Origin of the sequence: Ochrobactrum sp. AP1BH01-1 (assembly GCF_018066705.1) — a bacterium.
GTDB lineage: Bacteria > Pseudomonadota > Alphaproteobacteria > Rhizobiales > Rhizobiaceae > Brucella.
This window is the reverse complement of record NZ_JAGPOU010000003.1, coordinates 548,983-575,950: the sequence shown is the minus strand read 5'-3', so window position 1 is coordinate 575,950 and position 26,968 is coordinate 548,983. Positions and strand designations below refer to the sequence as shown.

Genomic DNA, 26,968 nt, shown 5'->3' with positions numbered 1-26,968 from the left:
TTGGTGCCTATAAAAAAATCAGACATATACTTATAGTATCTAATTCTAATTCATGATTAATTCCCTGTCATGTTATGGTATTTGTCCAAGCGGTTTACAATGAGCAACAATTTATCAATTTCGACAGACATGATTGAGGACGGGCTGCGCAACGAATTCTGGCGTGCTGTCATCAAGCCAATGTACGAAATCAAGGCTGAGAACGACGATTATCAGTTGTCGGGATCAATTGTTGTGCGGGCCCTGGGCTCCATTCAAATCGGCATAACCTCGTTCAATTCACAACGCTACACACGAACACGAAAGCTCATCGCCGAGGGCGGACTGGATCACTATGTCCTGCAACTCATCACCGGCGGAAATCTGAACGGCGATTTCAACGGTGTCGATGTCGAAGCGAAACAGGGCGATATCGTTGTCATCGATTTGAGCCAGACGGTGGAGAGCCGCGTGTCGAGCGGCTCGCGCATTACAGTGGTGATTCCGCGCGAGGAACTGGAGAGGACGGTCGGCTGGCGGAACCTGCATGGCCTCGTAATGCCGGCAGATGCCCCCATGACATGCCTGCTTTTCAGCTATCTGCGCAATCTGCAGTCCGTGAGCGGGGTCCTGGACAGGGCGGAGGCACAAGCGGCGCTGGATGCAATGTTCATGCTGCTTGGAGCAGGCATCAATGGCGCGGAAGGTGGCGTGATCGAAAGCCTTCCGGCCAACCTGCCCATACGCAAACGAATCCTTGCCTATATTGATGAGAAGCTTTCCGATCCGCTGCTCGGCCCACATTCAATAACCCAGAATCTGCGCATTTCCCGCTCCGGCCTTTACCGAACGTTTGAGAGGGATGGCGGCGTGGCCAGAATTATTCGCGACAAACGGCTGGATCGCGCCTGTCGCATTCTGGCCGATGAACGGGGGCGGCATATTTCATCCAAGGAAATTGCCTATCGTTGCGGATTTCATGACGGGGCACAGTTTACCAAGGCATTCAAGGCCCGTTTCGGTATGTCGCCCAAAGAGGCCCGAGCATCTGCCACGGCTCTGCTGGCGTCGGATGCTGACGATTTCGGCTGCGCGGCCCGCGGTTCGAGAAATGCCGTCAAGCGCGGCATACTGATGCTCTGATACCTGGCCAAGCTCTTCATGACCAAGCCATTATCATCCCGATGAAAGACGCTTCAGAAAGTCGTCGCACCAGCGGTTGACGTCATGGGTGGTCAGAAAGCGCATCATGCTTTCAAACCGCTCCTTGCGCTCCTCAAGCGGCATGGCCAGCGCGCGGGCCATGGCATAGGCCATCGCCTCTGTGTCATACGGATTGACGAGAAGCGCGCCGTCAAGCTCCTGCGCGGCGCCGGCAAAGCGGGACAGCACCAGCACGCCGGGATTTTCGGGGTTCTGGGCGGCAACATATTCCTTCGCAACAAGGTTCATGCCATCGCGCAGCGGCGTGACCAGACCGACAGCGGCGAGCCGATAGAGACCGGCCAGCACGTCACGATTAAGCGAGCGGTTGATATAACGTATCGGGGTCCAGTCCACCGTGGCATTCGCTCCGTTCACCCGCCCCGCCAGTTCGGCCACCGCGCGCTGCATATCCTTGTATTCCGGCACTTCCGAACGTGATTTCGGCGTAACCTGCAGAAAGGTGACCTTACCGCGATTGCCGGGATCAACCTTCAGGAAATGCTCGAAAGCCTCCATGCGATTGGTGATGCCCTTCGAATAGTCGAGCCTGTCGACACCGATGATGAGGCTGCGATCCAGCATGCTTTCGCGCATGCGCCGCACCGTCGAATGGCCTTCCGCCTTGCCGGCAATCTCCGCAAATGCGGCCGTCTCGATACCAATGCCGAAACGCTCGGCCCGGAACCGGTGCCCGAAAGCCTCAAACAGGCCGTCATCGCTGAGGGGCTTGCCGATTTTCTCACGCCGCAGGCAGCTGATGAAGTTATCGACATCGTTTTCGGTCTGGAAGCCGACGACATCATAGGAAGCGAGGCCACGCATGATGGTTTCGTGCACGGGAAGCGTGAAGACCATGTCTGCGGGCGGCCATGGAATATGCAGGAAGAAGCCGATGCGGTTGGTAATGCCGAGATTGCGCAGTTCAGCAGCAAGCGGGATGAGATGGTAGTCGTGAATCCAGATGAGGTCATCCGGCTCGATCATCGGCAGTAGATGCTTTGCAAACAGGCGATTGACCCGGAAATATCCGGCCATGTCCTTGCGCGTGTAATCAATAAGATCAAGCCGATAGTGGCAGAGCGGCCAGAGCATTCGATTGGCGAAGCCAGCATAATATTCATCGATATCCTTCTTGTGGAGATCGAGCAGCGCATAGCGGATCGGTCCCTCGTCGCGGATCGTCAGTTCCTGCGGCTGACGGGCGGGAAGCGTCTTGCCGGACCAACCGAGCCATATGCCGCCGCGTTCGTTGAGCGCTGCCTGCAACGCAACCGCCAGACCGCCCGCTGGCGCCTTGCCCTGTTCGTCAGGCAGGGGAACACGATTGGAGACCACGATCAGCCGACCCATACACCGAATCCTTTCATTGCTTTTCCTGTCCCTTGTCCTGGAGGCGGGAGAGCCAGAGGCGAAGCTCATCCGGGTTTGCAAAACGCGCAGCCCCCGGACGGTCGATTGCACGCCCGATCACGACGGCTGTTCCTCCCAGTTTTTCCGCCGCCTCGAGCATCGGCAAATCGGTCAGATCGTCACCGAAAGCGATTGGCACCCTGCCCGCGAACGGTTCCTCCCGCATGAAGCGGCGCAAGGCCGCCCCCTTGTCGCTTATCGCGGGCCGCAGCTCGAAAACCATCTTGCCTGCCTGCACGGTCCAGTCCGGACCGGCGAGCTTCAACGCCTTGTCCACGAGCTCATGGGCAAGTTCGGCCTTTTCGGGCGCGGCGCGATAATGAAGGGCGACGGCACTGCCCTTGTCCTCCGCACGAAGGCCGCTGACGCGAAGTGCCGTCTGCCGCAGGAAATCCTTGGCGGTTCGAAAATGCTCGCCGGGCTCGATCAATTCGACCAGCCCTGATGCGTGACGAAACTCGGCACCGTGCAAGGCGGCTATCGGCCCGCGATAGTCAGGAAAGCGTTCCTCAATGAAGGCGATTGCCCGGCCGGTGATCAGCGCCGTTGCCCCCGACAGATGCCCGGAGAGAGCCGAAAGGGACTTTTGCAGGCCGACCGGAACGACCACGCCGTCTGGATCGGCGGCGATATCGAGCAGGGTTCCATCGACGTCGAAAAAAAGTGCGTGTTTCTGAAAATCGATGAACGGCATGCCGATCAGATCGGTCGCCGCCTCTTGTTCATTACCTGGCATATAAGGCAAACATTCGCGACGGCGAATGGTTCCCGAATAAATACCGCGCCCGGAAATTTCCGATTCTTTTTGCCAAGGCGCTGGAATGCCGACACATCACGCCTTGGAAAAATTCAGCCGCTACCGGGCTTGATCAGAGTCCAAAGAGTTACTCAAAGGACCCTGATATTATGTGCGCCCATAGACGTCATCGAAACGCACGATGTCGTCTTCGCCCAGATATTCGCCGCTTTGCACCTCGATGAGCACGAGCGGCAGAATGCCCGGATTTTCCAGCCGGTGCCGGAAGCCACAGGGGATATAGGTCGACTGGTTCGTCGTGAGCAGGATCTCGCGGTCGCCATTGGTCACCTTCGCGGTGCCGGAAACGACGATCCAGTGTTCGGAACGGTGATGATGCGCCTGAAGGCTCAGACGCCGCCCCGGTTTCACTTCGATCCGCTTGATCTTGAAGCCGTCACCTTCCTCAAGCACCGTGTAGGTGCCCCAAGGACGATGGGCAGTGCGGTGAAGCTTGGCCGCTTCATGGCCATCGGCGCGCAGCGTGTTGAAGACCTTGCGCACCTCCTGCGCCTTGTCCCGATGGGCGACCAGCAGCGCATCGGGCGTGTCCACGACAAGAAGGTCGCGAACGCCGACAAGGCTGACGAGCCGGGTTTCAGACAGGACAAAACTGTTGGTCGTGTCTTCGATGACCGTTTCGCCGCGCAGCCGGTTGCCCTCGCTGTCGGGCGTGATGAGATCGGCCATTGCCGCCCAGGAACCAATATCGGACCAGCCGCAGGACACCGGAATGCAGGCAATGTTGTCGGCCTTTTCCATGATCGCATAATCAATGGAAATCGCGGGCGCCGCCGCAAAATCGTCCTTCGCGATCTCAACGGTCTTCGTCTCGCCATTGACGCCGCGCCGGGCATGTTCGAGCGAAGCCTGAGCAACAGCGAAGATTTCAGGCGCATGGCGCTGCATCGCTTCGAGCATGGTTCCGGCGGTGAAACAGAACATGCCGGAATTCCAGAAGTACCGGCCGCTTTCCACATAGGCCTGCGCCGTCGCGGCGTCGGGCTTTTCGACGAAGCGCAGCACGTCGATGCCCTCGGCCTCGATATAGCCGAAGCCGGTTTCCGGATGATCCGGCACAATGCCGAAAGTGACGATGCGGCCCGCTTCAGCGAGCGGCCTCGCCTTTGAAACCGCCTCGGCAAAAGCAGCCTCGTCCTCGATCAGATGATCGGCAGGCATGACCAGCAATGTGGCGTCCGGGCCGTAAGCGGTCGCGGCATGGAGCGCGGCGACGGCAACAGCCGGCGCGGTATCGCGTCCAAGCGGCTCCAGCAGAAATGCGTTATCGACCTTGGGCGCGTTCGCATCGGCATAGGCGTCGAGCGTCAGAAACAGGAAGTCGCGATTGGTGACGGTGAGGATATGGTCCACACCGTCGAGCCTTGCCGCGCGCTTGTAAGTCTTGCCGATCAGGGTGCTGCCATCCGGCAACTCGATAAATGGCTTCGGATGCGCGTCGCGCGAAAGCGGCCATAATCTCGAACCGGAACCGCCGCTGATGATGACAGGAATAAAGCTCATTGCTCAGTTGTCCTTGTTGCGTCGCGGGCGATGGCGAGCCCCGTTTCCAGAAGTGTTTTTGCCTCGCTCTCGCCTGAGGCTTCCACATAGCACCGCAGTTCCGGCGCGTTGCCGGAAGCACGATAGTGGATGGCATTGCCTGAATGGAAGAAGAGTTTCACGCCGTCGATTGCCTCAGACCGGACAATCGGATCGTCCATTTGAAACAGTGCGCCGCGTGCTGCCTCGCTTGTCAGCGAGGATAGAAACGCGAGGCTCTTTTCCTGCGCGACATTCTGGAGCCTGTCGCTCAGCGCAACGCGGAAGTGGAAACCTGATGCTATTTCAGACAATGGCTTGCCTGTTTTCTTAATGGAACCAAGGCACCCCAAAATTGGCAGCAGCGCATCGCGGGTCGAAAGCGCGGTTAGCGCATGTCCGCCACGGCTTATATCCGTGCCCAACAATACACCGCCATTGGCCTCAAACCCGACCACCGACCGTGCGCCTCCGGCGATGGCCCGCTCCATGCCTTCGATGACATAGGGCGATCCCACCCGCGTTCTGATAACGCGATCAAAACGCTCTTCAAGAGCGGAATTGGACGTAACGGGCGTCACGATCATTTCAACGCCAAGCCAGCGCGCGGTGATTGCTCCGACCAGATCGCCCCGGACAAAGCGCCCCTTCTCGTCCGCAACCAACGGACGATCGGCATCCCCGTCCGTGGATACAATCGCGTCGAAGTGGCTTTCCTTCGCCCATCGATCGAGAAGCGCAATATCTTCGGAACGAAGGGCCTCGGTGTCGACCGGCACGAACACATCGGACCGTCCGAGCGGCACAGCCTCGGCACCAAGACCGGTGAGAATCCTGACGATGAGATCCCGCGCGACAGAGGAGTGCTGATAGACGCCAACCCGCAACCCCTCAAGGCTTCCGCGCTCCAAAAACTCGACATAGCGTTGCACATAGAGATCGATTGCATCGCTGCCAAGGGGCACTTCGTGCAAATGGCGAAAGGCAAGATTTGCAGGCAAAGCCGCGTAGGCGGCACTGATGGCACTCTCGTCGCTCTTGTCGATTTCGCCATCAGCGCGATAGAATTTGAGCCCGTTGCGGTCGTCCGGGATATGGCTGCCAGTGACCATGATGCTGGGCGCTTGCTGCGAGATTGCATAATGGCTTAGTGCCGGAGTCGGCAAGACGCCGCAATCGACCGGCTGAAATCCCGCATCCTCGATTGCCGCCATGCAAAGTGCGGCAATGGCAGGACTGGATGGGCGAAGGTCGCGACCGACGAAGACCTTGTCGCCCTTTCGCAGCTTGCCAGCTTCGGACAGCATTCCGACGAAAGCAAGAGAATAGGCATAAGCGGGCAAACCATTCAGTTCATCCGCCAATCCCCTAAGACCGCTGGTGCCAAATTTAAGGGATGTACCGCTCATGCTTTCCGCCAGATCTTTTCGTATCGAAAGGACTACGCCTGCAAGCGCATTCCGGGCTTAAAAGTTTTGTCATCTTATAACGTGAATCCGAAAATCATTATCCCCACAATGGTGCAATCGCATGCACCTTATTGTGGGTCATAATCCGTATAGGCAGGCAATTTCAAATCCTTAACGCAGACTGCGTTAATAATTGCTGTTTGCGCCCTTACTGGCTGTGAAACTAAATCAGCCGGGACACAACGCCCTGCAGTGACGACTGCCAATGCGGGGCCGACCAGTTGAACACCCGCTGGAATTTGGCCGTCGACAGGCGCGAGTTAGCGGGGCGCACGGCCTTGGTTGGATAATCGGCTGTCGTAATATCCGAGACAGTCGCAGTCGGACCTCCAAGCCTGGCGCTTTCACTGAATATAGCGCGCGCAAAGCCGCTCCAGTTCGTGTCACCCGTTCCCGCCAGATGATAAATACCATAAGCTGAAAAGTCCGGCGTGGCCGCCAAATGGTCTGCCACCCGGATAATTGCGTCAGCGATATCGAGTGCGCTGGTCGGGTTGCCCTGCTGATCAGCAACGACCGAGAGAACGTCACGCGTTTCCGCGAGCTTCAGCATCGTCTTGACGAAATTCTTGCCGAAAGGGCTATAGATCCAAGCCGTCCGCACAATGATGTGCCGTGGATTGGCCTGCGCAACCAGACGCTCGCCTTCAAGCTTGGAGCTTCCGTAGACATTGCGAGGGCCGATGGCATCCGTTTCAACATAGGGTTCGTCAGCGTCACCCGCAAAAACATAATCCGTGGACAGGTGGATGATGGGAACGCCACAAGTCTTCGCCGCTTCGGCAACTGCTTGAGCGCCAGTAGCATTCACCGCAAAGGCAAGTTTCTGCTCATCCTCTGCCTGATCCACCGCCGTGTAAGCGGCGGCGGAGACAACGAGATCGGGCTGGATCGCCTCAATGGCACTATGCACTGTTTCCGGCTTTGTCAGATCGAGTTCCGGGCGTCCCAGCGCATTCACTTCCAGATCGGGGCGTTGGGCTGCCTTCTCAATCAGGCTCTGGACAACCTGCCCTTCCCGCCCGGTCACAGCGATCTTCATGCCTTGACCTCTTTCGCTGGCGTGCTGCCCAGACGCTCACCAGCATAGGTACCGCTGCGGATCGGTTCCCACCACCATGTATTTTCGAGATACCATTGAATGGTTTTTTCCAATCCCGTCTCAAAGGTCTCCTGCGGTTTCCAGCCAAGCTCACGCTCAATCTTGGAAGCGTCAATCGCATAGCGGCGATCATGGCCGGGACGATCTGTCACGAAGCTTATCAGATCGGCGTAGCTCTTGCCGTTTGCGCGAGGCCGCTTCTTGTCGAGGATAGCGCAGATCGTTTCCACCACATTCAGATTGGTGCGCTCTGCGCGTCCGCCGATATTGTAGCTTTCGCCGAGCCTGCCAGTTGTCGCGACCAATGCCAGGGCGCGCGCGTGATCCTCGACATAGAGCCAGTCTCGCACATTCGCCCCTGCCCCATAAACCGGCAGCGGCTTTTCATCGAACGCATTGAGAATGACGAGCGGAATCAGCTTCTCCGGAAAATGGAACGGTCCATAATTGTTCGAGCAATTGGTGAGCACCACCGGCAGGCCATAGGTTTCGTGCCAGGCGCGCACAAGATGATCCGAGGCTGCTTTTGAAGCCGAATAGGGCGACGAAGGCTTATAGGGCGTTTCTTCCGTGAAAATGCCGCTGTCGAAAGGCAGATCGCCAAACACTTCATCCGTCGAAATATGATGGAAGCGGAAAGCCGACTTGCGCGGCTCCGGCAGTTCACGCCAATAGGCAAGTGCGGCATTGAGGAGGCGGAAGGTTCCGACGATATTTGTCTCGATGAATGCACCCGGACCATCAATTGAACGGTCGACATGGCTTTCCGCCGCCAGATGCATGACCACATCGATTTCGTGGGCACGCAAAGCTTCCAGAATGGTTGCGTCGTCGCAAATATCGGCCTGAAGAAAGCTGTAATTCGGATGATTTTCAATCTGGCGCAGAGACGCCAGATTGCCCGCATAGGTCAGCTTGTCGAGATTGACGACATTGATCTTGGGATCAGCAGCCAGATGGCGACAGACCGCCGAACCAATGAACCCTGCGCCGCCGGTAACGAGAATATTCATATCATTTCCTCAAGCAAAAACTTCTGCATCAGCCAAAAGCGGGGCCTTCCGATCCTTGTCGGAAAGCTGGACGCCTGAAGAAGAAAGGGGCCAATCGATACCAATGGCCGGGTCATCAAACCGGATCGAGCGGTCATGCTCGGGGGAATAATAATTCGTCACCTTGTAGATAACTTCAGTGTTTTCCACGAGTGTCATGAAGCCATGTGCGAAGCCCTTGGGCACCAGAATCTGGTTCCATTTTTCGGCCGAGACTTCCAACGCGACCCATTTTCCGAAAGTCGGCGAACTTTTGCGAATATCGACCGCAATATCCAGAATTGCACCGCGCGTGACGCGCACTAGCTTGTCCTGCGCGAACGGCGGCAACTGATAATGAAGCCCGCGCACGACACCCTTGGCGGCAGAATAAGAATGATTGTCCTGAACGAAAGTCAGATCAATCCCGGCTTCGGCAAATGATTTCGCATTGTAGGTTTCGGAGAAAAAACCACGGTCATCACCGAATTTGCGCGGGATGATTTCAAAAACACCAGCAAGCTCCAAAGCGTGAACCATCATCTTTCGCTACCGATTTTCTCGACGCGACGACGCAGATAAGCCGCATATTCGGTCTGGCCGAGTTTTTCCGCCCGTTCTAGAACAGTATCACTATCGATCCAGCCTTTTTCAAAGCCGATTTCCTCAGGGCAGGCAATCTTGATGCCTTGCCGTTTCTCAATTGTGCGCACAAAAGACGACGCGTCCTGAAGGCTGTCATGCGTTCCAGTATCGAGCCAGGCATAACCTCGTCCTAACTGCTGGACGGTAAGATCGCCACGCTGAAGATAGATATTGTTAATGGCTGTAATCTCCAGTTCGCCGCGCGCGGAAGGCTTGAGCAAAGCGGCAATATCAACGACTTCATTGTCGTAAAAATACAGCCCAGTGACCGCCCAGGAGGATTTGGGCTTGATCGGCTTTTCCTCAATGGAGATTGCCTTACCGGTTGTCTTATCAAACTCAACCACGCCATAGCGCTGGGGGTCTTCCACTCGATACGCAAATACGGAACCACCCTTATCAAGACGGGCAGCGCTTTCGCACAAATGGGACAGGCCATCGCCGAAATAGATATTATCGCCGAGGATCATCGCCACATTGTCGTTACCGATAAAATGGCGACCGATGATGAATGCTTCCGCCAGACCGTTTGGTTGCGGTTGTTCCGCGAATGAAAAATCCATGCCAAATTCGCTACCATCTCCGAGCAACTTACGGAAAAGTGGTAGATCGTGTGGTGTAGAAATAACCAGAACATCTCTGATCCCCGCCAGCATCAAAACACTCAACGGATAATAGATCATCGGCTTATCATAAATCGGAAGAAGTTGCTTAGAAACTGCAATAGTCAGAGGGAAGAGACGGCTACCGCTACCGCCAGCGAGAATGATCCCTTTCATACAATCTCCGTAATCAGTTTCGTCTACCCGCCCCCCAATACTCCAGTCTATCAACGCATCGCACAACTTCACTCTTTGAAATTAGCAACGACTGACCCCGCGAAATTTTGCGGACTATATCACGAGCACTAAACTTCACCCAGGTCAAATACCTACGGCGCGGACTCATAAACTTTGACACCCTATTCTCGTAGAGACGAGCTTTACGGAAGGGCAACGCAGAGAAGTGCCGGAATGAAATTTTCGTAAGCGCATGCAAAATTTTGAAAGGGCGAGCAACAGGTGCAAGACACATAAAAGTTTCCAGGCAAACGCCTGGATTCCCAGCCAGACCAAATTCCTCAATGATTTCAATAAATCATTTTTTCACATTAGCCAAATGTGTCATAGGTTTGTGCTACAGTTGGCGCACGGCGTCAAGCGCCCGAAAACAGGATGTGACCGGGTCTCAGGTCACACATCATCGGTCTCTCTCACCAACAATTAACGTTCCCAAAGCCCCGTCCGTCGATTGCTGCTATTGACCTACTCTCTCTGAAATGTCCTCGCAATTTGGTTAGTCTGTTTTCCAATACTGCTCTAACAAACCGAACCACTTCTGTGAACACGCATGTACACTGTTGCATCCAGTTTATTTTACAGGCATTAGTCCGTTTTAATCGCTACATGTTCTGATTTAGTTAGGGATATGAATGAGTTCGATCCGTAAAATCCGCAAGGCTGTTTTTCCTGTCGCTGGTCTCGGTACCCGGTTTCTGCCGGCCACCAAGTCCATTCCGAAGGAAATGCTGACCGTCGTCGACAAGCCTGTTATCCAATATGTGGTCGATGAGGCACGCGAAGCGGGCATCGAGCATCTGATCTTCGTGACGGGGCGCAACAAGTCCGTCATCGAGGATTATTTCGATGCACAGGTGGAACTCTATTCGACGCTGGCCGAGCGCGGCAAAATGGCGGAACTGGAGCATCTTCAGGATTTGCAGCCGCAGCCGGGAACGACGAGCTTCACGCGCCAGCAGGTGCCGCTGGGTCTGGGGCACGCCGTCTGGTGCGCACGCGAACTGGTCGGCGATGAGCCTTTTGCACTGCTTTTGCCCGATATGGTGATGCAGTCGAAAAAGGGCTGCCTGAAAGAGATGGTCGAGCTTTATGAAAAGACCGGCAATAATGTCATTGCCGTGCAGGAATGCGACCCGGAAGAGGCGCATAAATATGGCATTGTCGGCAAGGGTAACGCTGTCGGCAACGGTTTCGAGATCACGCAGATGGTCGAAAAGCCGGCCAGAGGCACCGCGCCGTCCAATCTCTATATCAATGGCCGCTATATCCTCCAGCCGGAGATTTTCGAGTTGCTGGGCAGGCAGGAAAAGGGGGCTGGCAACGAAATCCAGCTGACCGACGCCATGCTCAAACTGGCCGCTGCGCAGAAGTTTTACGGTTTCACCTATCAGGGGCGGACCTTCGATTGCGGCTCCAAGGCGGGCTTCATCGAAGCCAATGTCGCTTTCGCCTTGTGGCGTCGCGATATTCGCCCATCAGTGGAGCGGTCTATCGGCGAGCATTTGCGGAATATTATGCCGGAGTAGTGCCAAGCTTATCCAAAAGCCTGAATTTGCAGTCCTTCCGATCCGAGACCGTTAACAATTGGAGACTCGAGGGTTCCCGATTTTCAGTTTCTACGTGCGTAGTCGATCCAGCGAACATCCATTAGGATGCGCCGTCGCCGCCTCATTTCGGATATTTTGCGCGATGATCTTTCTGGCAGAAGGTCTTCGAAAATGTAAACGCGTAAACCGTCCCATGTATCAGTAATCGTTCCGATGGGCGATTTCCGCATGAAACATGCGGAGAGTCCTATGAACGACGATATAAATCATCCCCAGTTATTTGAGATATTGACTGCGGAACCCGTACGTAGCCGACGCAAGCCGTGTGTGCATTTTCCTTGATTGTGAGGTGAACGAGCAGACGTGCGGCTTGCCTCATATATATATAGCCGTTGAAAATGCCACCTCAGCGCGCCACGCGACGGACAATTCAATATGTATGTCTCAGTTTAACGGTATGAAAACGTGAAATCTCGCATTGTCTTTATTGCTCATTGCAATCTAAGGGAGTATCAGCCGAATCGCTTTGCGACATAGGGGGCTAGTAGATGAAATCACACTCACGAAACACAGATATTTTCTTGCTACTCATAGCCACGGCGTCTGCTGCTTTCTGCATATATGCATTCTTCCCAGGATACATATATTCTGATGTCTTCGATCAGTATACGCAGGCTGTCACATCTACATATACTGATTGGCACCCTCCTATGTTGGCATTTTTATGGCGGCTGCAGTATCTATTTTTGGGCAATGGCAATTGGTTCTATTCAATAAATTTTACCGTTGCCGCAATCTCTTTATTTTTTCTCGTAAAACGTTTGCCACTGTATGCATCAGTACCAGTGTTTTTGATAGTTTTTTTCTCGCCATTGTTCATAGGACAACTTGGATTTCCTGTAAAAGATGTTGTTCTATCCGTTCTACTTCTAGCAATAATTGCTCTGATATCTACAACAGACCAAAACGGTGCTTTATTAGATAGAAAATTTGTACTGTTTCTACTCGTTATATTAATTACCATCGCCCTTCTTTCAAGAACAAACGCGCCGTTCATTGTTGCACCCATTATCGTCTACCTAACAATGGGATGGAAATTTTCCATTCGAAGCGTCACTTCTGCGGCTCTCATTACACTGTTGGCCATCGGTATATCTGGGCCGATCAATCATAAGGTCTTTAGGGCAGCGGAAACGAGGCCCATCACATCCCTGCAAATATTTGACCTTGGTGGAATTTCTTACTTCACAGGAAAAAATCACATTCCGGGACAGTGGACAGCCAAAGAGCAAACAGAAATCGAAGACGACTGCTATACCCCCCTGTCTTGGGATAACTATGCGTGGGGTGAATGTGGTTTCGTCAATCAAAAAGTTCGGAAGCAAAACCTAACAACAGCATGGGTTCAAGCGATATATGAAAACCCCATTGCTTACATTAAACACCGCGCAATGTATTTTAATGAGTTTCTTAGATTTGTAGGCGATTTTGAAGCTTTCCGCTACGTTTCGTGGACTGAACCGGGCTATCAGAACGAGAAATTTCCAGGCGATTATATTATTCACAAGAGCTATGTAGAGTTAATGGGGGCACATCCAAGACAGCCATGGCATATGCCGTATATTTGGCTGGCCCTCTCTGCAGGGCTATTAATCGCGAGCGCACCGTGCAGAAATACAAATGCAAAATTGATCAACTGTTTTTCTTTTGCTTCCCTGGTGTACATCGGAGCATACTTACCCGTCGGGGTTGCATCTGATTTCCGCTATGTTTTACCGTCTTCATACCTGATTATTGCATCCCTGCTGTTGTGGTGGGAGCGCAGAGAAGCTATAGGAACCCGAGCTACCGTCATATCTGGTGGCTTTGTATCCACGTCCATTATCGCAGTTGGGGTTCTTCTGTGAAAAATTTCGAAGATGTTGCTGTCATTATACCGTGCTACAATGAAGAAATCACCATTGGAAAGGTTGTTTCTGATGCCAAGAATTATCTTCCCGGCGCCGGAATATTTGTCTATGATAACAACTCGAGCGATAATACCTCAATCGTAGCTGCCACAGCTGGGGCTAATGTTCGGAAGGAGTTGCGGCAAGGAAAGGGCTACGCAATACGTCGAGCTTTTACAGACATTGACGCTGAAATATTTCTGATGGTTGACGGAGATGATACATATGATCTTTCGAAGGCTGCTGAAGCCATAAAGCAGTTTAAAGATGACCACCTCGACTTTCTGAATGTGCGGCGTATCGCGTCTGTATCAGATGCCTACCGCCGAGGCCACGTTTTGGGTAATATGGTGCTGACAGGAGCTATTGGCCTAATATTTGGAAAGCAATTGCACGACATGCTGTCCGGTTACAAAATCCTATCGCGCCGTTTCGTTAAATCTTTTCCAATTTCTTCATCCGGGTTCGAGATTGAAACGGAACTCCTCGTTCATGGGCTGGAGCTTGGCATTCCCGCTACAGAGATATCAGCTCCATATAAAGAGAGGCCCGCAGGTTCAATAAGCAAGCTATCAACATATAAAGATGGCTTTAGAATTTTATTGACGATTATTCGTCTAGTGCAGATTGAAAGGCCTTTACTATTTTTTTCGAGCTTATCTGGCCTGTTCTTACTCATATGTCTTTTTGTAGGCCTGCCCGTTGTGTCTGATTTCTTTGAGACAGGATTGGTTGAACGGTTACCGTCAGCTGTTCTAGCTGGATTCTTAGGATTAATTAGTGTGATCCTCACGGGCGTCGGGTTGACACTAGACCTCGTTCAACGAATGCGGTCCGATCAGAAGAAGCTTGCCTTTTTGGCAATCCCCAAGAAATGAAGGTAATTATTAAGTTTGCATTGGTGGGAGGATTAGGCTTCATAACCGATATAGCCATCCTAACCATCATGTTGCAACTCGGCGCTGGAGCTATTTATGGCCGTGTCATTTCATTTTCCTGCGCCGTTTTACTTACATTCTTTTTGAATAGGCGCATCACGTTCCAATCTATTGGCCCCATACCAAACCAGTTATTTTCATACTTAAGTGCCAGCTTTATAGGGCTTCTTGTAAACTGGTTTGTTTATTACTTTGGATTAAGTTTTACTTCCGCACAGGTATCTTTAGGAATAGCAAGTGCCGTAGCAATGATATTCAATTTCGTTCTTTATCGATATGCCGTATTTAAGACGCCGAAACAGCCGCCCCCCAAGCCATGACATGATGGACTTAACACATAGTGGACTGACTCCAACGTTTGCAACCCACGGCTTCAGGCTGTGATGTCGTCCGTGTTTACTTTCCAGACACACATCAGAGCATAATAAAATGCAGCAAAATTAATACAGATTGACCTAGCCAAAACTTAGGCTAAAAGGGTCATAATATAAAATTTGTAGGGGTTATAAATGCAAAATGTTACTCTATGCATTACTGCAGGGGGACGGCCTGATTTGTTGCGGGAAACACTTACATCGTTGCTTCCATATAATGGTCGCTTCTTCGCAGATATGTTGTTCACAAATGACCGCAATGATGATGAGACAAATGCGGTGATTAGAGAGTTAGCGCCAAAAGGTAGGCTATTCAACCATCAAACCCCGTTCGGACAACACCGTTCTATCGATGAAATGTATGATCATGTTCAAACTGAGTTCATCTTTCACTGCGAGGATGATTGGTTCTTTGATCCCATTCCCTTCATCCCAACTATGCGAAGCGCACTCACCGAGCTCCCTAATGTTAGCTCTGTGAGCGCGCGACAGAGTGGATCACTTCGTTCCCACGATGGGCGATCAAGGAAATTTGGACCTACTGTTCCTATATCCGGTGGATTTGCTCGGAGATTAGAGGAAGAATCTTGGTACGGACATAGCTTTAACCCAGCAATGCTACGAACAAGCCTATGGCGCGATGTAGGACCATTTAGCCGATACATTAACGAATCGCAGGTCAATGCTGCAATACAGGATACCGGATTGTCGCGGGCATTCCTTGTCCCGGGGATATACTATCATATAGGAGATGGGCGGCATATGCCCAACGTTACAAGTCTATCTCCTGCTGAGATGGAACTTTCGTAGAGTTCTGTAATCTATCTGATCGCAGCTCATTGCCGATCCATCATGTCAATTGGATTGCTAGATTGGGCGCACCGGTTTTAGTCAGTGAGCGTTGGTATAAACCAGTCTAGTTACAATATCCCGTAATGACGACTGCCAATGCGGTGCAGACCAGTTGAACACCTGTTGGAATTTGGCGGTCAACAGGCGCGAGTTGGCAGGACGTATCGCTTTGGTCGGATAATCGGCTGCCGCAATATCCGCAACAGTTGCGGTCGGCCCGCCGAGCATGGCGCTTTCACTGAATATTGCGCGCGCAAAGCCACTCCAGTTTGTATCGCCCGTACCAACCAGATGATAAACACCGTAAGCTGAAAACTCTGGCGTAGCCGCCAAATGGTCGGCGACCTGGATAATCGCGTCGGCGATATCAAGAGCACTGGTCGGATTACCCCATTGATCGGAAACAACCGAGAGAGCATCACGTGTCTCCGCAAGCTTCAACATCGTCTTGACGAAATTCTTGCCAAAGGGGCTATAGACCCACGCCGTTCGCATAATGATGTGTTGCGGATTGGATTGTGCAACCAGACGCTCGCCTTCAAGCTTGGAGCTTCCATAAACACCGCGAGGTCCGGTAGCATCCGATTCAATGTACGGTTCGTCAGCGTCGCCCGCAAAAACATAATCAGTCGACAGATGGATGACAGGAGCACCGCAGGCCTTCGCAGCTTCAGCAACTGCTTCAGCGCCAGCGGCATTCGCCGCAAACGCAAGTGCCTTTTCATCCTCGGCCAGATCCACCGCAGTGTATGCAGCGGCCGACACGACGAGATCGGGCTTGATCGCCGCGATGGCACCGTGCACGGTGCCCGGCTTTGCCAGATCCAGTTCCGGACGACCCAACGCAATCACATCCAGATCGGGACGTTGAACCGCCTTCTCAAGAAGGCTCTGAACAACCTGCCCTTCCCGCCCGGTGACAAGGATTTTCATGCCTTGGCCCCTTTTACTGACGTGCTGCCCAGACGTTCACCAGCATATGTACCGCTGCGGATCGGCTCCCACCACCATGCATTATCGAGATACCATTGAATGGTTTTTTCCAATCCCGTCTCGAAACTTTCCTGCGGCTTCCAGCCCAATTCGCGCTCAATCTTCGAAGCGTCAACTGCATAGCGGCGGTCATGGCCGGGTCGATCTATCACGAAGGTTATCAGATCAGCATAGTTCTTGCCGTTTGCGCGAGGCCGCTTCTTATCGAGAATGGAACAGATCGTTTCAACGACACTCAGATTGGTACGCTCCGCACGCCCACCAATATTGTAGCTTTCGCCGATCTTCCCGGTCGTCGCGACCAAAGCCAGTGCGCGGGCGTGATCCTCGACGTAAAGCCAGTCGCGCACATTCGCCCCTGCCCCATAAACTGGTAGCGGCTTTTCATCGAGCGCATTCAAAATGACAAGTGGAATGAGCTTTTCCGGGAAATGGAATGGCCCGTAATTGTTCGAACAGTTCGACAGAACCACCGGCAAACCATAGGTCTCATGCCATGCGTGGACCAGATGATCGGAAGAAGCCTTCGATGCCGAATAGGGCGACGATGGCTTATAGGGCGTTTCTTCCGTGAAAATGCCGCTGTCGAACGGCAAGTCGCCGAACACTTCATCAGTTGAAATATGGTGAAAGCGGAAGTTCGACTTGCGCGACTCCGGCAGTTCTCTCCAATAAGCAAGCGCCGCATTGAGCAAACGGAACGTTCCCACGATATTCGTCTCGACGAATGCACCCGGGTCATCAATTGAACGGTCTACGTGGCTTTCCGCCGCCAAATTCATGACCACATCGATTTCGTGGGCGCGCAATGCTTCCAGAACGCTCGTGTCGTCGCAGATATCAGCCTGCAGGAAGCTGTAGTTCGAGTGGTTTTCGATCTGACGCAGCGATGCGAGATTGCCCGCATAGGTCAGCTTGTCCAGATTGAGAACATTGACCTTCGGATCAGCGGCAAGATGACGACATACCGCCGAACCGATGAAGCCTGCACCGCCAGTGACGAGAATATTCATATCATTTCCTCAAGCAAAAACTTCTGCGTCAGCAAAAAGCGGGGCCTTCTGATCCTTGTCAGAAAGCTGGACGCCTGAAGAAGAAAGTGGCCATTCAATACCGATAGCCGGATCGTCAAAACGGATCGAGCGATCATGCTCCGGCGAATAGTAATCCGTGACTTTGTAGATAACTTCGGTGTTTTCAACGAGCGTCATGAAACCGTGGGCAAAGCCCTTGGGCACAAGAATCTGGTTCCACTTTTCGGCTGAAACTTCCAGCGCGACCCACTTCCCGAATGTTGGCGAGCTTTTGCGGATATCAACCGCAACATCCAAAATTGCACCACGTGTAACACGCACCAGTTTATCCTGTGCAAATGGCGGCAACTGATAATGAAGCCCACGCACAACGCCCTTGGCGGCCGAATAAGAATGATTGTCCTGAACGAAAGTCAGATCAATCCCAGCTTCAGCGAATGTTTTGGCATTATAGGTCTCGGAAAAAAAACCTCGGTCATCACCAAATTTACGCGGGCTGACCTCGAAAACGCCGTCTAAACCTAATGCACCAACTCGCATCAATCTTTTCCTAATTCTGCAACACGGCGACGAAGATATGCAGCGTATTCAGTTTTACCAAGCTTGGCCGCGCGTTCGAGCACAGCTTCACTGCTCAGCCACCCTTTATCCAAACCGATTTCCTCTGGACAAGCTATTTTAATGCCCTGACGCTTTTCTATAGTCTGAACAAATGACGACGCTTCGTGGAGGCTGTCATGTGTACCCGTATCAAGCCAAGCATAGCCGCGACCAAAGCGCTGAACGTTCAGTTCTCCGCGTTCGAGATACACGTTATTCACCGTGGTGATTTCAAGTTCGCCACGGGCGGACGGCTTAATCGAACGTGCAATATCGACCACCTGATTGTCGTAAAAATAAAGCCCTGTGACTGCCCAATGAGACTTTGGCTTTTCCGGCTTCTCTTCAATCGAGATTGCTTGTCCAGTATTGCTATCAAATTCTACCACACCATAGCGTTTCGGATCATCCACGCGATAAGCAAAAACAGTTCCACCTTTCATTGGCCGGGAGGAAAGTTGTGACAAGTGCGACAGACCATCGCCAAAATAGATGTTGTCGCCAAGGATCATGGCCACGCTGTCGTTGCCAATGAACTCTCTACCGATGATAAAAGCCTCCGCGAGGCCGTTCGGATGCGCTTGTTCAGCATATGTGAAATGCAATCCGAACTCGTGGCCATCACCGAGCAATTTCTGGAAGAGGGGCAAATCGTGCGGAGTCGAAATAATCAGAATATCTTGAATACCCGCAAGCATAAGCACGCTGAGCGGATAATAAATCATCGGCTTATCGTAAATTGGGAGAATCTGTTTGGAAACAGCAATGGTCAACGGATAGAGTCTAGTGCCGCTGCCACCCGCGAGTATAATGCCTTTCATACGATTTCGCTTCCCTGCATCTTACTTCTTGCACTTTTCAGACGAATACATCTGCATTAACACCGTGGCTTCGATTTGGCGACGCACTAAAAAAAGCAGATACCCACAAAGAAAAACGGTATGTAAACCGCACAATGGCATTCGTCGATTTCCAAACAGAAACTCCTATGTTAACCATCGACAAGGTAGAAAAATCAATGAATGAATGCGTCTCAATCAATGATCGGCCGTTGTTAACAATTTCTGTCGTGACGTTTGATCCCAATTTTGTCGAATTGCGCCAAACTCTCGACAGTCTGACAATAGCTCTCAAGAAAATTGAGAAATGCTCCTTTTTATTAACAATCATTGATAATTCTGCTGGTAATTCTGTTTCAATATTTCTAGCGGAAAACTACCGACATCTTCCTATTCGTTTACTCCATGGGCACGGAAATATTGGATTCGGTCGGGCACATAATCTTGCATTAGATACGTTGGGAAAATTTCATCTAATTCTGAATCCGGACATTCAGTTACATCCAGAGGCGCTCGCAAATGCTGTTGCATTTATGAATGCTAACCAGAAGTGCGGATTAATTAGCCCGTATGCTGAGTGGCCAGATGGAGTGCGCCAATATCTATGTAAAAGATACCCATCGGTATTCGATCTTTTCTTAAGAGGATTTGCTCCCAAAATAATCAGAACATTCTTCAAAAAGCGTTTGCAACGTTATGAAATGCAGACAGAGACACAAAATAATGTTTATTGGAACCCCCCGATAGTTAGTGGGTGCCTCATGTTTTTTAGGAGCCAAACAATAATAGAGACCGGGGGGTTCTCGGATTCATATTTTCTCTATTTTGAAGATTTCGATCTATCTCTCAGAGTCCATAGCTTTTCGCAGATCGCTTATGTTCCAGCGGTACGACTAATCCACTCCGGTGGCAATACATCAAAGAAAGGATTTTGGCACATTCGCACTTTCATCCGGTCAGCAATATTATTCTATAAAGATCATGGGTTAAAGATCATATAGATAAAATACATCAGAAATATCAGATCGCCGGACACTCAATAGATACACAAAAATCTGGGCGTTACTTTTAAAATACGGATACTATGAAATATAGAGGCGATTGACTTTAGATCATTGAATAGATGACAACTCCGGCCGGGGCTAGAAAGCCCCGTACTCGGTCGAAATGGCATTCAAAATGTCTTGTCTGGTCGCATGGAACGATACACTCGGAAAGTATTTCTTCAACGAGTGATTATACACCGCCTCGTTCTTATAGTAATTATTCGCAGTCATATAGACATGTTTCCCGAGAAACGATGCCAAAATTGCAACATGTAAGCGGTCCGTAGCAACGACAGCATAGGGCGATAGTGATGCGGCCATAGCTTCCGTACTAGCCTTGCTCAATCGTTCATTTGTCCACCAAGAGCCATTCCAAGAGAGCGAAATATCCTGGTTCCCGTCGACCCAAGTATCCGTATCTCGCTCGTCGTCTTGTCGAAAGCAATAGAATACACCAGTTCCTCGCTGCCAGAAGGATTGAAAATAATTTTTTGGTAGATAAAATGTCATATCGTGAGCAAGTGAAACACCACAGTTTTTCGATGCAGCTTCATACGAGATTGGATCACGAAGAAATATTTCCAAATTATCTTTCTCAAAGAGATCAGAGTAACCTTTTATTGTGTGAGGTAGAATGATCCCACTACTCCCGTCGATGTTCGCCAGAATCGTATCATGAAGGGTTTTGTATTTTCCTTCGATGAGATTCCCACCGCCGCCAAATAGTAGTGTACTCCCCTTAGGAGCTACTTCTTTTGGTCCTAAGCATGTGAAATTTATATTTAAGGCGCGCAATAGCCACATTGTAGCGTAAGCAATGAAGCCATCGCCGCCGTTTCCTGTGTTAGGGAAATAGAAGACGTGCTTATTCCGAAGTTGGTTTAGTCTAACAGTCAACGCATCGTTTATCATAACGAACCACCAATCGACTTTCTGGCCAACCAAGACGTGGCACGATGCATCACACTAATAATCCTTCCAGCGATTGGATGTCTTTCTCTGGCTGCGCGGATGAACTTCCCTCGAAGAATGGCAATCTGATCCTGTTGGCTTAACGAATGCATAGCAACTGTTTCGCCGCTTCCCTCGGCCTGCATTCTAAAGGTCTCCCGTGACGTCATAATTTCTAACATCAGGTCATCTGGTACGCGATTTTGTTTTAAAGCAGACAAAATCCTCTTAGAGAGTAGCTCGGCTGTCAGCGCTGCTTGTCCGCTTGACCAAGGCCACGACATACTGCCGGGCGTGACTCGGTAATGGAAAAGTGCCTGCGGCAACATGGCCGCTTTATAGCCGAGCTCATTAAATCGAAGCCAGAAATCCCAATCATCGGCCTCACCGTGGCGCATCGATGGGCGAAAATTGACAGACCTAAGGGTCGCCGTTTCAATTAGCGATGTCATGCGCAAATCATTCCACAGAAAAAATTCATAATCGTCAATATTGTGATTAATGACAAGATGATTGTTAGTGCCGAAATTCTTTCGCCAAGTCAGTACAGCATTTGCAGAAAAATTATTATAATTGTAAACACTCAGTGTTCTTTCCAAGTACGCGGAATCAATGGTGTCATCATCATCTATAAAGATCGACAAAGGAGATTCACATGCACTGATCAGCTTGCGTCTAGTAGCACAAAGCCCTTCATTGCCGAGAGACTTAATGACTTTAACTTGATCTGAGGCTATTGTGTCGAGCCTATTTAGAGATTCCTGATCATTCGATCCATCGCTGCATATAAGGACTTTGGCGCCTTTTACCGTCTGCCTGTTAATGCTTTCTAATGTCTCATGAATACGAGCATTTGGATTGAATGTTGCCATTAAAAACGTCACATCGTGAGCACGTGCAGGCTGCTTCACTGTTGCGGATACCGTTTGTTTCGGCTTGACCAGATGGGAAACTGCCCGGTCATAGTTCAGGGCGAAAGTTGCCGGATCCGTAACTCTTTTCGAATGGTCGCGGACTTCGGTCCAGAAGTTGTTTCCAAGAGATAGGTATTTGTAGATACTGGGCAATTCACTGAGATCGAAGTCTCTCGGTACGAGATATCTCTGTAGATGATCTGGATAAAATTCGGCCACAGCTGTTCCAGCTAGCCCGAACGGTGTCCATCCAAAATCCAGCATTTCAAGGAATGCAAAATTAAATGTTTCTGGTGGAGAAAAATTAAGAGAGTATCCCTTTTCTTCCGGATCTCTTAAGATAGAGTTTATCTGTCCAGTATCTAGCCGCCCTGTAAATTGTATTTTGTCTCGCAGATTGGACGCGATTTTCTTGAGCACATATTCTTCCGCGTCATTGATTTTGAACGGTATATAATCTTTCTTTCCAACAAGAGTTATCCCACTAACCGGAGCGAAAGAATTAAGCACATTTAGAAAGTGAACGATATGGTCAAGCCCTTTAGAGATACTCAGGCGTCCTAAAAAGGCGAAGCTATCGTCTGGCCTCGTAACTTTTCTATCTGGCGACCCCCAATAGTAGGGTTCTGGAACGACTACTATGTCTGAAAGGTTCCCACACTGCCTGACAATAGTGGACTTTGCGTGGTTAGAAGGTGCAAAAACCATGTCTGCCCATCGCAGCGTGGTGCGCTCGAGTGAAGTGTCTACACGCTCCCATGCGGTCGGAATCGATGCATTCGCTCTGTAAATTTCCCTTTGAAATCCATGATTGTAGACAACAACAGGTTTAACCTGAGTAGGCTTCAATGCCCCGTTCCGTCGACAGTTTTGGTATGCAAATAATGGCCCCAGATAATCAGTTGATTCAATGATATCCGGATTTATCGTGTCTATTACTTCTAGGATATACGGCAACAGGTAATAGCTTAGAGCCTGATTAAAGGGGCCTTGTGGGAACATCTTCCATATTTCGTCCCCATTGATTTTTAGTTCGAAGAATTGTCCATCCGAGGCCAACCTCGTCGGGCCGCCTTCATCAAAGGACCAACTAAAAGAAAATACTTCGTGGCCCGACGAAGAAAGGGCCTGATCAGAGAACTTACTGTATGTCGCTATCCCGCCGCCCCCGTTAAAATGGGTTTCCGGGCTAACAAAAAGAATTCGCATCAGATGTTCCTGTATTTCATTTCAAACAATCGGAGTGGGTTTGACAATGACGCCGACACCACCCCAAAGGTCCATTTGCTTTGTTTCCCAAAGCATGAATCGATGGACGGGTAAATCCATAACAACGGAATAAACAGGTAAAATCCTATCTATCATAAGCGCTGCCTGCGCTTTGCCTTTACCCCACTCATTGCCTTCCCAAAGAATATCATGGATTAGCATGAAGCCTCCTGGCTTCAAAAAAGGCAAATATAGATCTAGTTCTCGCATTATATGCGAATACATATGACTAGAATCAAGGAATATAACGTCCGCCAACTTGCCATCTAGTACGTCATGGAGACCAGAGATAGTACTCTCTCCCACACTATCACCTACGATAGATGTGAATTTCTGTGTTCCCTTAATATAAGTGAGCAGCTTTTCCTCGGCTTGGGCATTTGGCTCGATATCAATGTCAATGAGATGAGCATTATCATCGGCAAGTGTCGAAACCCACGCGACATTGCCTTTGTCTCGAGATCCCACCTCGATATAAGTATGACAACCCCGTGCGACCCTAAACGCCCGAATGATATCGTTCATATAAGCACCAGGGCCACCTTCAGTGAAAAAATCCTCGCGAACACGTTTCGCGTGCGCAAGCTCTTCGTCAGTTGCAAGCGCAATCATAGGACGAAGATATTCAGGCACGGACTGAAGGATAGAAGGGATGCCCGTTGTGTTGAATGGGTTCATTCTATTCGGCCCTAATTATATTGTTGCCGGGCAAACAAAACGGCATGTAGAATGGTCTGCACCTCACATCCATGCCATCACGCTGAGCACCACGAATTAGATAGCCCAAATCGGCTCCTGTCAACCAGTACCTGTCGTTACCGGATCAGCCCCATCAACTGTAGCACGCTAACTTCATGGCCAAGCTTACCGATCGCGCACGCCTAGCATACGCAGCGGCCTAAGTCTCCATAGCAACACTGTAGCTCGGCAACTCCACAAAGAACTGCAGAAGCTTGCCACACGGTAGCTTTCTACCAGAACTGCGCCGCCATCGATTCCAGGCGCATGTACCTGAAACACCCCTATGCAAGGCGTAAACTTACAATGCTATCGAGATGAGAACCTACCCACCACTTATCAGTGAAATCAAGAGGTTAATTACCTTTGGAAGGTTCCATACCCCACTCTCGAATTAAATCTTCAATTTTCTTCTGAGCTGCCGCGATCATTGGGCTATACCGTTCATTTTGAAAGCCCCATAAAGTAGACATCACATCTTCTTTGTGACCGGCTATAAACGGTACTGTCACGACGATCCGCAATGTCTCCTGCCGTTCTAAATACCTATCAATCGTATTCGTGACAGCATCAGTATCAAGCGGATTCCATTGAGAGATCATTTGCAACGCGCTTTTGTTGTATATATTGAAAACGGTGCTTGTCATCTTATCAAGCGTAACATAAGTGCGACCACCAGCTTGGTCTACGGAAATAATTTTTGCATTGGGATGAACATCCGCCATTAGCCCCGAAAATATATCCCAATCGGAACTGCGCGCATCAAGATATTCATTAATCTCTATTAGGACGCTATCGAAGTTGTCGGGCAGCTCCGCATCATCTTCAATGACAGTTAGCCTGTCTATTTTATTCGCAACTGCATAACGTGACAATGCATTGAAACTACTCCCGCAACCAATCCAGCCCAAGCTATGACGAATACCGTCGAATAACTCGCAACCATTCGGCAGCGCGCTGGCTATTGTTCGACGCCTCTCTATCGTCTCCGGCAAGGAAAGAGCAAAAAAATCACTTTTCCGAACCACATGCACTGGACGTTCAATAATATCATTGGGTGGAATAATTCCTATAGCTACCAAAAAACGGTCCATCATAAAATTGAAGCGTGACGCGCTTACTCCCACCGCCGCATCAAGGCGATCATATATATCCTCAAGACCATTCAGCATGTCCTCAGCACAATCCATCATACTATCAAGGGAACCTTCATCAAAGAACTTCACAGCCCCCTCAAGCTCAGGATACTCATCCTTATCAGACGTTCCTTCGGAAAGAACAGGCACACCTAAAGATATACACTCGCATATCCGAGGCATCTCCAACAATGCGCCTTCATAGTAATGAATATTAATTACAGCCCTGGAATCACTTATTGCAGCATAAAGTTCATCACCAAATAAATTTTTACATACTCTTACAGTATACTTTTCTTGTAATTTAGAAATAAATCTACGACGCCTTTCACTGCTTAAAATATCGCCATAAAATAAGAAATCATACTTTTTTGAAGCAACATCATTGTGACGTATTTCGTTCAATACAGCTCCAACAGGGATATAATGAACTTTTGGGTATTTCACTCCATTTTTAGCTAAAAAATCGATATTCGTTAAAGAATAATCAATAACCGCTAATGACTCAGCGATAATTTTCATATATTTTTCTGTAAACCATCTGGAACTAACAGATTGCTCAAGCTGAAATATCACACGTTTATTTGCAGGTGGAAGGCGTTCAAACATTTGAGCACACAGGACGATATAAAAATCATGATAAAAATCCCTCACCGAGGAAGTTAAGATTTCACTCTCAATACCGTGTACCGCCAAACGCTTTGATATCGCCCTTGCTAGAAAAAGGGTGTGCGGCGTACAAATGATCCCCCAAACAATACCGTCTCCCTGCGCAAGCCGTCTTTGTAATTTGGCATGACTATATTCTCGACCATGCCATTTTATTCGGCTGAGCAACCCCATAAAGTCCCCTCGAACCAAATAGCGCAGAGCGTTAATCGATTGCCTTAAACGGCTAGCGAACTTAGGCATTGTTTAACAACCTACAGTTTTTTTGAGCGGCGTGTACAATAAAAAATCAACTTGAAGATCGCTTTCCAAGCTCTTCACCCATCGCGTCTTCAATTTTTGCATTCACTTTGTTCATTCTCCAAAGTAAATAGGAAGTAACTCATCAGGCGAGCCATCCATTTTAACCTTACCATGTTCAAGCCAGATTATTCTGTTGCAGTTTTTCTTCATCAAATCCTTTGAATGACTTGCAAGAATGAGTATCTTTGTTGAATCGACTAATTCACGCATACGTGCATTAGCGCGCTCCTTAAAGTCTTCATCACCTGTCGAAAGCCATTCGTCCATGATCAGAATTTCAGGTCGAACCGCCGTTGAGGTCGCAAAAGCCAGCCTTAATTGCATGCCAGATGAATAAGTACGGAATGGCACATCCAAAAATTCACCTAGGCCGGAAAAATCTGCTATCTGATCAAACTTTTCGGTAATTTCGTCCGGAGACATCCCCATCATTGCAGAGCGCAGGCGAATATTCTCCCGTCCTGTGGCATCTGGATCTATTCCCAGATTGATATTGATCAGAGACACACAATGGCCACTAATCACTGAACTTCCGTGCGTCGGCGTATAAATGCCTGACAAGACACGCAGTAGAGTGGTTTTTCCCGATCCGTTGTGACCGATTAGCCCAATTCGATCTCCATCCTTGAATGTCATAGATACATTATCGAGGCCACGAACTATCACTAGGCGATCACTTCGCCGTTCGATTTTCCCACCGGTAGCGATACTAAGGACCCGGTTTTTGAGAGAACGGCTGGTCGAATTATAAATAGGGAATTCGACGCTCACATTCTGAAGATGAATTAAACTCATTT

24 protein-coding genes are annotated in these 26,968 nt (G+C 50.1%); 7 read left to right on the top strand and 17 right to left on the bottom strand.

Annotated elements, in window-relative coordinates:
- The first annotated feature begins 99 nt into the window (after positions 1–99).
- Positions 100–1,122, top strand: a complete 1,023-nt coding sequence (locus J9800_RS13360; protein ID WP_210845837.1) for a helix-turn-helix domain-containing protein — start codon at positions 100–102, stop codon at positions 1,120–1,122.
- Positions 1,123–1,155: 33 nt separating this feature from the next.
- Here the strand turns inward: J9800_RS13360 and otsA are convergent, their stop codons facing one another.
- The 8 genes from otsA to rfbA (J9800_RS13320) form a co-directional block, all read right to left on the bottom strand.
- On the bottom strand, positions 1,156–2,535 hold the full coding sequence (gene otsA, locus J9800_RS13355; protein ID WP_210845836.1) for an alpha,alpha-trehalose-phosphate synthase (UDP-forming): 1,380 nt from the start codon (positions 2,533–2,535) through the stop codon (positions 1,156–1,158).
- Between the two features lie 13 nt (positions 2,536–2,548).
- A complete protein-coding gene (gene otsB / locus J9800_RS13350) occupies positions 2,549–3,331 on the bottom strand; it encodes a trehalose-phosphatase (protein ID WP_210845835.1) in 783 nt (260 codons plus the stop codon).
- Between the two features lie 168 nt (positions 3,332–3,499).
- Entirely contained in the window at positions 3,500–4,915 is a 1,416-nt protein-coding gene (locus tag J9800_RS13345) for a mannose-1-phosphate guanylyltransferase/mannose-6-phosphate isomerase (protein ID WP_210845821.1), read from the bottom strand.
- Positions 4,912–6,342 (bottom strand): phosphomannomutase, encoded by a 1,431-nt coding sequence (locus J9800_RS13340; RefSeq protein ID WP_210845819.1) that lies wholly within the window; start codon positions 6,340–6,342, stop codon positions 4,912–4,914. Before J9800_RS13340 ends, J9800_RS13345 begins: the two co-directional genes overlap by 4 nt.
- A 223-nt stretch (positions 6,343–6,565) precedes the next feature.
- Entirely contained in the window at positions 6,566–7,444 is an 879-nt protein-coding gene (gene rfbD / locus J9800_RS13335; RefSeq protein WP_210845817.1) for a dTDP-4-dehydrorhamnose reductase, read from the bottom strand.
- On the bottom strand, positions 7,441–8,517 hold the full coding sequence (gene rfbB / locus J9800_RS13330) for a dTDP-glucose 4,6-dehydratase (RefSeq protein ID WP_210845814.1): 1,077 nt from the start codon (positions 8,515–8,517) through the stop codon (positions 7,441–7,443). The genes rfbD (J9800_RS13335) and rfbB (J9800_RS13330) overlap by 4 nt, the downstream gene beginning before the upstream one ends.
- 9 nt (positions 8,518–8,526) lie before the next feature.
- The gene (rfbC, locus tag J9800_RS13325; protein ID WP_210845812.1) at positions 8,527–9,078 is read right to left on the bottom strand and encodes a dTDP-4-dehydrorhamnose 3,5-epimerase; all 552 of its coding nucleotides are present in this window, start codon (positions 9,076–9,078) and stop codon (positions 8,527–8,529) included.
- The gene (gene rfbA / locus J9800_RS13320; RefSeq protein WP_210845810.1) at positions 9,075–9,959 is read right to left on the bottom strand and encodes a glucose-1-phosphate thymidylyltransferase RfbA; all 885 of its coding nucleotides are present in this window, start codon (positions 9,957–9,959) and stop codon (positions 9,075–9,077) included. The genes rfbC (J9800_RS13325) and rfbA (J9800_RS13320) overlap by 4 nt, the downstream gene beginning before the upstream one ends.
- 692 nt (positions 9,960–10,651) lie before the next feature.
- Here rfbA (J9800_RS13320) and galU point away from each other — a divergent pair.
- From galU to J9800_RS22215, 5 genes are all read left to right on the top strand, one after another.
- The gene (gene galU / locus J9800_RS13315) at positions 10,652–11,545 is read left to right on the top strand and encodes a UTP--glucose-1-phosphate uridylyltransferase GalU (protein ID WP_210845807.1); all 894 of its coding nucleotides are present in this window, start codon (positions 10,652–10,654) and stop codon (positions 11,543–11,545) included.
- 569 nt (positions 11,546–12,114) lie between these two features.
- Positions 12,115–13,473, top strand: a complete 1,359-nt coding sequence (locus tag J9800_RS13310) for a hypothetical protein (RefSeq protein WP_210845805.1) — start codon at positions 12,115–12,117, stop codon at positions 13,471–13,473.
- The gene (locus J9800_RS13305) at positions 13,470–14,393 is read left to right on the top strand and encodes a glycosyltransferase family 2 protein (RefSeq protein ID WP_210845803.1); all 924 of its coding nucleotides are present in this window, start codon (positions 13,470–13,472) and stop codon (positions 14,391–14,393) included. Before J9800_RS13310 ends, J9800_RS13305 begins: the two co-directional genes overlap by 4 nt.
- Positions 14,390–14,773 (top strand): GtrA family protein, encoded by a 384-nt coding sequence (locus tag J9800_RS13300; protein ID WP_210845801.1) that lies wholly within the window; start codon positions 14,390–14,392, stop codon positions 14,771–14,773. The genes J9800_RS13305 and J9800_RS13300 overlap by 4 nt, the downstream gene beginning before the upstream one ends.
- A 189-nt stretch (positions 14,774–14,962) precedes the next feature.
- Positions 14,963–15,637, top strand: a complete 675-nt coding sequence (locus J9800_RS22215; protein WP_210845798.1) for a glycosyltransferase — start codon at positions 14,963–14,965, stop codon at positions 15,635–15,637.
- 81 nt (positions 15,638–15,718) lie between these two features.
- Here the strand turns inward: J9800_RS22215 and rfbD (J9800_RS13290) are convergent, their stop codons facing one another.
- The 4 genes from rfbD (J9800_RS13290) to rfbA (J9800_RS13275) are packed head-to-tail and all read right to left on the bottom strand — an operon-like array spanning position 15,719 to position 19,127.
- On the bottom strand, positions 15,719–16,612 hold the full coding sequence (rfbD, locus tag J9800_RS13290; protein ID WP_210845797.1) for a dTDP-4-dehydrorhamnose reductase: 894 nt from the start codon (positions 16,610–16,612) through the stop codon (positions 15,719–15,721).
- Positions 16,609–17,685, bottom strand: a complete 1,077-nt coding sequence (gene rfbB / locus J9800_RS13285; RefSeq protein ID WP_210845795.1) for a dTDP-glucose 4,6-dehydratase — start codon at positions 17,683–17,685, stop codon at positions 16,609–16,611. The genes rfbD (J9800_RS13290) and rfbB (J9800_RS13285) overlap by 4 nt, the downstream gene beginning before the upstream one ends.
- Positions 17,686–17,694: 9 nt before the next feature.
- Positions 17,695–18,246 (bottom strand): dTDP-4-dehydrorhamnose 3,5-epimerase, encoded by a 552-nt coding sequence (gene rfbC / locus J9800_RS13280; protein WP_210845793.1) that lies wholly within the window; start codon positions 18,244–18,246, stop codon positions 17,695–17,697.
- Positions 18,246–19,127 carry a glucose-1-phosphate thymidylyltransferase RfbA gene (gene rfbA, locus J9800_RS13275; RefSeq protein WP_210845791.1) on the bottom strand — a complete coding sequence of 294 codons (882 nt, stop codon included), beginning with the start codon at positions 19,125–19,127 and terminating at the stop codon, positions 18,246–18,248. Before rfbA (J9800_RS13275) ends, rfbC (J9800_RS13280) begins: the two co-directional genes overlap by 1 nt.
- A gap of 167 nt (positions 19,128–19,294) precedes the next feature.
- On the opposite strand from rfbA (J9800_RS13275), the gene J9800_RS13270 reads away from it, so the two are divergent.
- The gene (locus J9800_RS13270) at positions 19,295–20,146 is read left to right on the top strand and encodes a glycosyltransferase family protein (protein ID WP_286191722.1); all 852 of its coding nucleotides are present in this window, start codon (positions 19,295–19,297) and stop codon (positions 20,144–20,146) included.
- Between the two features lie 141 nt (positions 20,147–20,287).
- On the opposite strand, the gene J9800_RS13265 is transcribed toward J9800_RS13270, so the two are convergent.
- The 5 genes from J9800_RS13265 to J9800_RS13245 all read right to left on the bottom strand — a co-directional run bounded on the left by J9800_RS13265 (position 20,288) and on the right by J9800_RS13245 (position 26,966).
- A complete protein-coding gene (locus J9800_RS13265; RefSeq protein ID WP_210845789.1) occupies positions 20,288–21,103 on the bottom strand; it encodes a polysaccharide pyruvyl transferase family protein in 816 nt (271 codons plus the stop codon).
- Positions 21,100–23,265 carry a glycosyltransferase gene (locus J9800_RS13260; RefSeq protein WP_210845788.1) on the bottom strand — a complete coding sequence of 722 codons (2,166 nt, stop codon included), beginning with the start codon at positions 23,263–23,265 and terminating at the stop codon, positions 21,100–21,102. The genes J9800_RS13265 and J9800_RS13260 overlap by 4 nt, the downstream gene beginning before the upstream one ends.
- 21 nt (positions 23,266–23,286) lie before the next feature.
- Positions 23,287–24,003, bottom strand: a complete 717-nt coding sequence (locus J9800_RS13255; protein WP_210845785.1) for a class I SAM-dependent methyltransferase — start codon at positions 24,001–24,003, stop codon at positions 23,287–23,289.
- A gap of 416 nt (positions 24,004–24,419) precedes the next feature.
- Complete coding sequence (locus tag J9800_RS13250) at positions 24,420–26,042, bottom strand: methyltransferase type 11 (RefSeq protein ID WP_259030373.1); 1,623 nt, start codon at positions 26,040–26,042, stop codon at positions 24,420–24,422.
- A 180-nt stretch (positions 26,043–26,222) separates the two neighbouring features.
- On the bottom strand, positions 26,223–26,966 hold the full coding sequence (locus J9800_RS13245; RefSeq protein WP_210845781.1) for an ABC transporter ATP-binding protein: 744 nt from the start codon (positions 26,964–26,966) through the stop codon (positions 26,223–26,225).
- Positions 26,967–26,968: the final 2 nt, after the last annotated feature.

Excerpts from the sequence above, each read along its gene's own strand:
- J9800_RS13360 (WP_210845837.1), top strand. The coding sequence starts at position 100 with ATGAGCAACAATTTATCAATTTCGACAGACATGATTGAGGACGGGCTG.
- otsA (WP_210845836.1), bottom strand. The coding sequence starts at position 2,535 with ATGGGTCGGCTGATCGTGGTCTCCAATCGTGTTCCCCTGCCTGACGAA.
- otsB (WP_210845835.1), bottom strand. The coding sequence starts at position 3,331 with ATGCCAGGTAATGAACAAGAGGCGGCGACCGATCTGATCGGCATGCCG.
- J9800_RS13345 (WP_210845821.1), bottom strand. The coding sequence starts at position 4,915 with ATGAGCTTTATTCCTGTCATCATCAGCGGCGGTTCCGGTTCGAGATTA.
- J9800_RS13340 (WP_210845819.1), bottom strand. The coding sequence starts at position 6,342 with ATGAGCGGTACATCCCTTAAATTTGGCACCAGCGGTCTTAGGGGATTG.
- rfbD (WP_210845817.1), bottom strand. The coding sequence starts at position 7,444 with ATGAAGATCGCTGTGACCGGGCGGGAAGGGCAGGTTGTCCAGAGCCTG.
- rfbB (WP_210845814.1), bottom strand. The coding sequence starts at position 8,517 with ATGAATATTCTCGTTACCGGCGGCGCAGGGTTCATTGGTTCGGCGGTC.
- rfbC (WP_210845812.1), bottom strand. The coding sequence starts at position 9,078 with ATGATGGTTCACGCTTTGGAGCTTGCTGGTGTTTTTGAAATCATCCCG.
- rfbA (WP_210845810.1), bottom strand. The coding sequence starts at position 9,959 with ATGAAAGGGATCATTCTCGCTGGCGGTAGCGGTAGCCGTCTCTTCCCT.
- galU (WP_210845807.1), top strand. The coding sequence starts at position 10,652 with ATGAGTTCGATCCGTAAAATCCGCAAGGCTGTTTTTCCTGTCGCTGGT.
- J9800_RS13310 (WP_210845805.1), top strand. The coding sequence starts at position 12,115 with ATGAAATCACACTCACGAAACACAGATATTTTCTTGCTACTCATAGCC.
- J9800_RS13300 (WP_210845801.1), top strand. The coding sequence starts at position 14,390 with ATGAAGGTAATTATTAAGTTTGCATTGGTGGGAGGATTAGGCTTCATA.
- J9800_RS22215 (WP_210845798.1), top strand. The coding sequence starts at position 14,963 with ATGCAAAATGTTACTCTATGCATTACTGCAGGGGGACGGCCTGATTTG.
- rfbD (WP_210845797.1), bottom strand. The coding sequence starts at position 16,612 with ATGAAAATCCTTGTCACCGGGCGGGAAGGGCAGGTTGTTCAGAGCCTT.
- rfbB (WP_210845795.1), bottom strand. The coding sequence starts at position 17,685 with ATGAATATTCTCGTCACTGGCGGTGCAGGCTTCATCGGTTCGGCGGTA.
- rfbC (WP_210845793.1), bottom strand. The coding sequence starts at position 18,246 with ATGCGAGTTGGTGCATTAGGTTTAGACGGCGTTTTCGAGGTCAGCCCG.
- rfbA (WP_210845791.1), bottom strand. The coding sequence starts at position 19,127 with ATGAAAGGCATTATACTCGCGGGTGGCAGCGGCACTAGACTCTATCCG.
- J9800_RS13270 (WP_286191722.1), top strand. The coding sequence starts at position 19,295 with ATGTTAACCATCGACAAGGTAGAAAAATCAATGAATGAATGCGTCTCA.
- J9800_RS13265 (WP_210845789.1), bottom strand. The coding sequence starts at position 21,103 with ATGATAAACGATGCGTTGACTGTTAGACTAAACCAACTTCGGAATAAG.
- J9800_RS13260 (WP_210845788.1), bottom strand. The coding sequence starts at position 23,265 with ATGCGAATTCTTTTTGTTAGCCCGGAAACCCATTTTAACGGGGGCGGC.
- J9800_RS13255 (WP_210845785.1), bottom strand. The coding sequence starts at position 24,003 with ATGAACCCATTCAACACAACGGGCATCCCTTCTATCCTTCAGTCCGTG.
- J9800_RS13250 (WP_259030373.1), bottom strand. The coding sequence starts at position 26,042 with ATGGGGTTGCTCAGCCGAATAAAATGGCATGGTCGAGAATATAGTCAT.
- J9800_RS13245 (WP_210845781.1), bottom strand. The coding sequence starts at position 26,966 with ATGAGTTTAATTCATCTTCAGAATGTGAGCGTCGAATTCCCTATTTAT.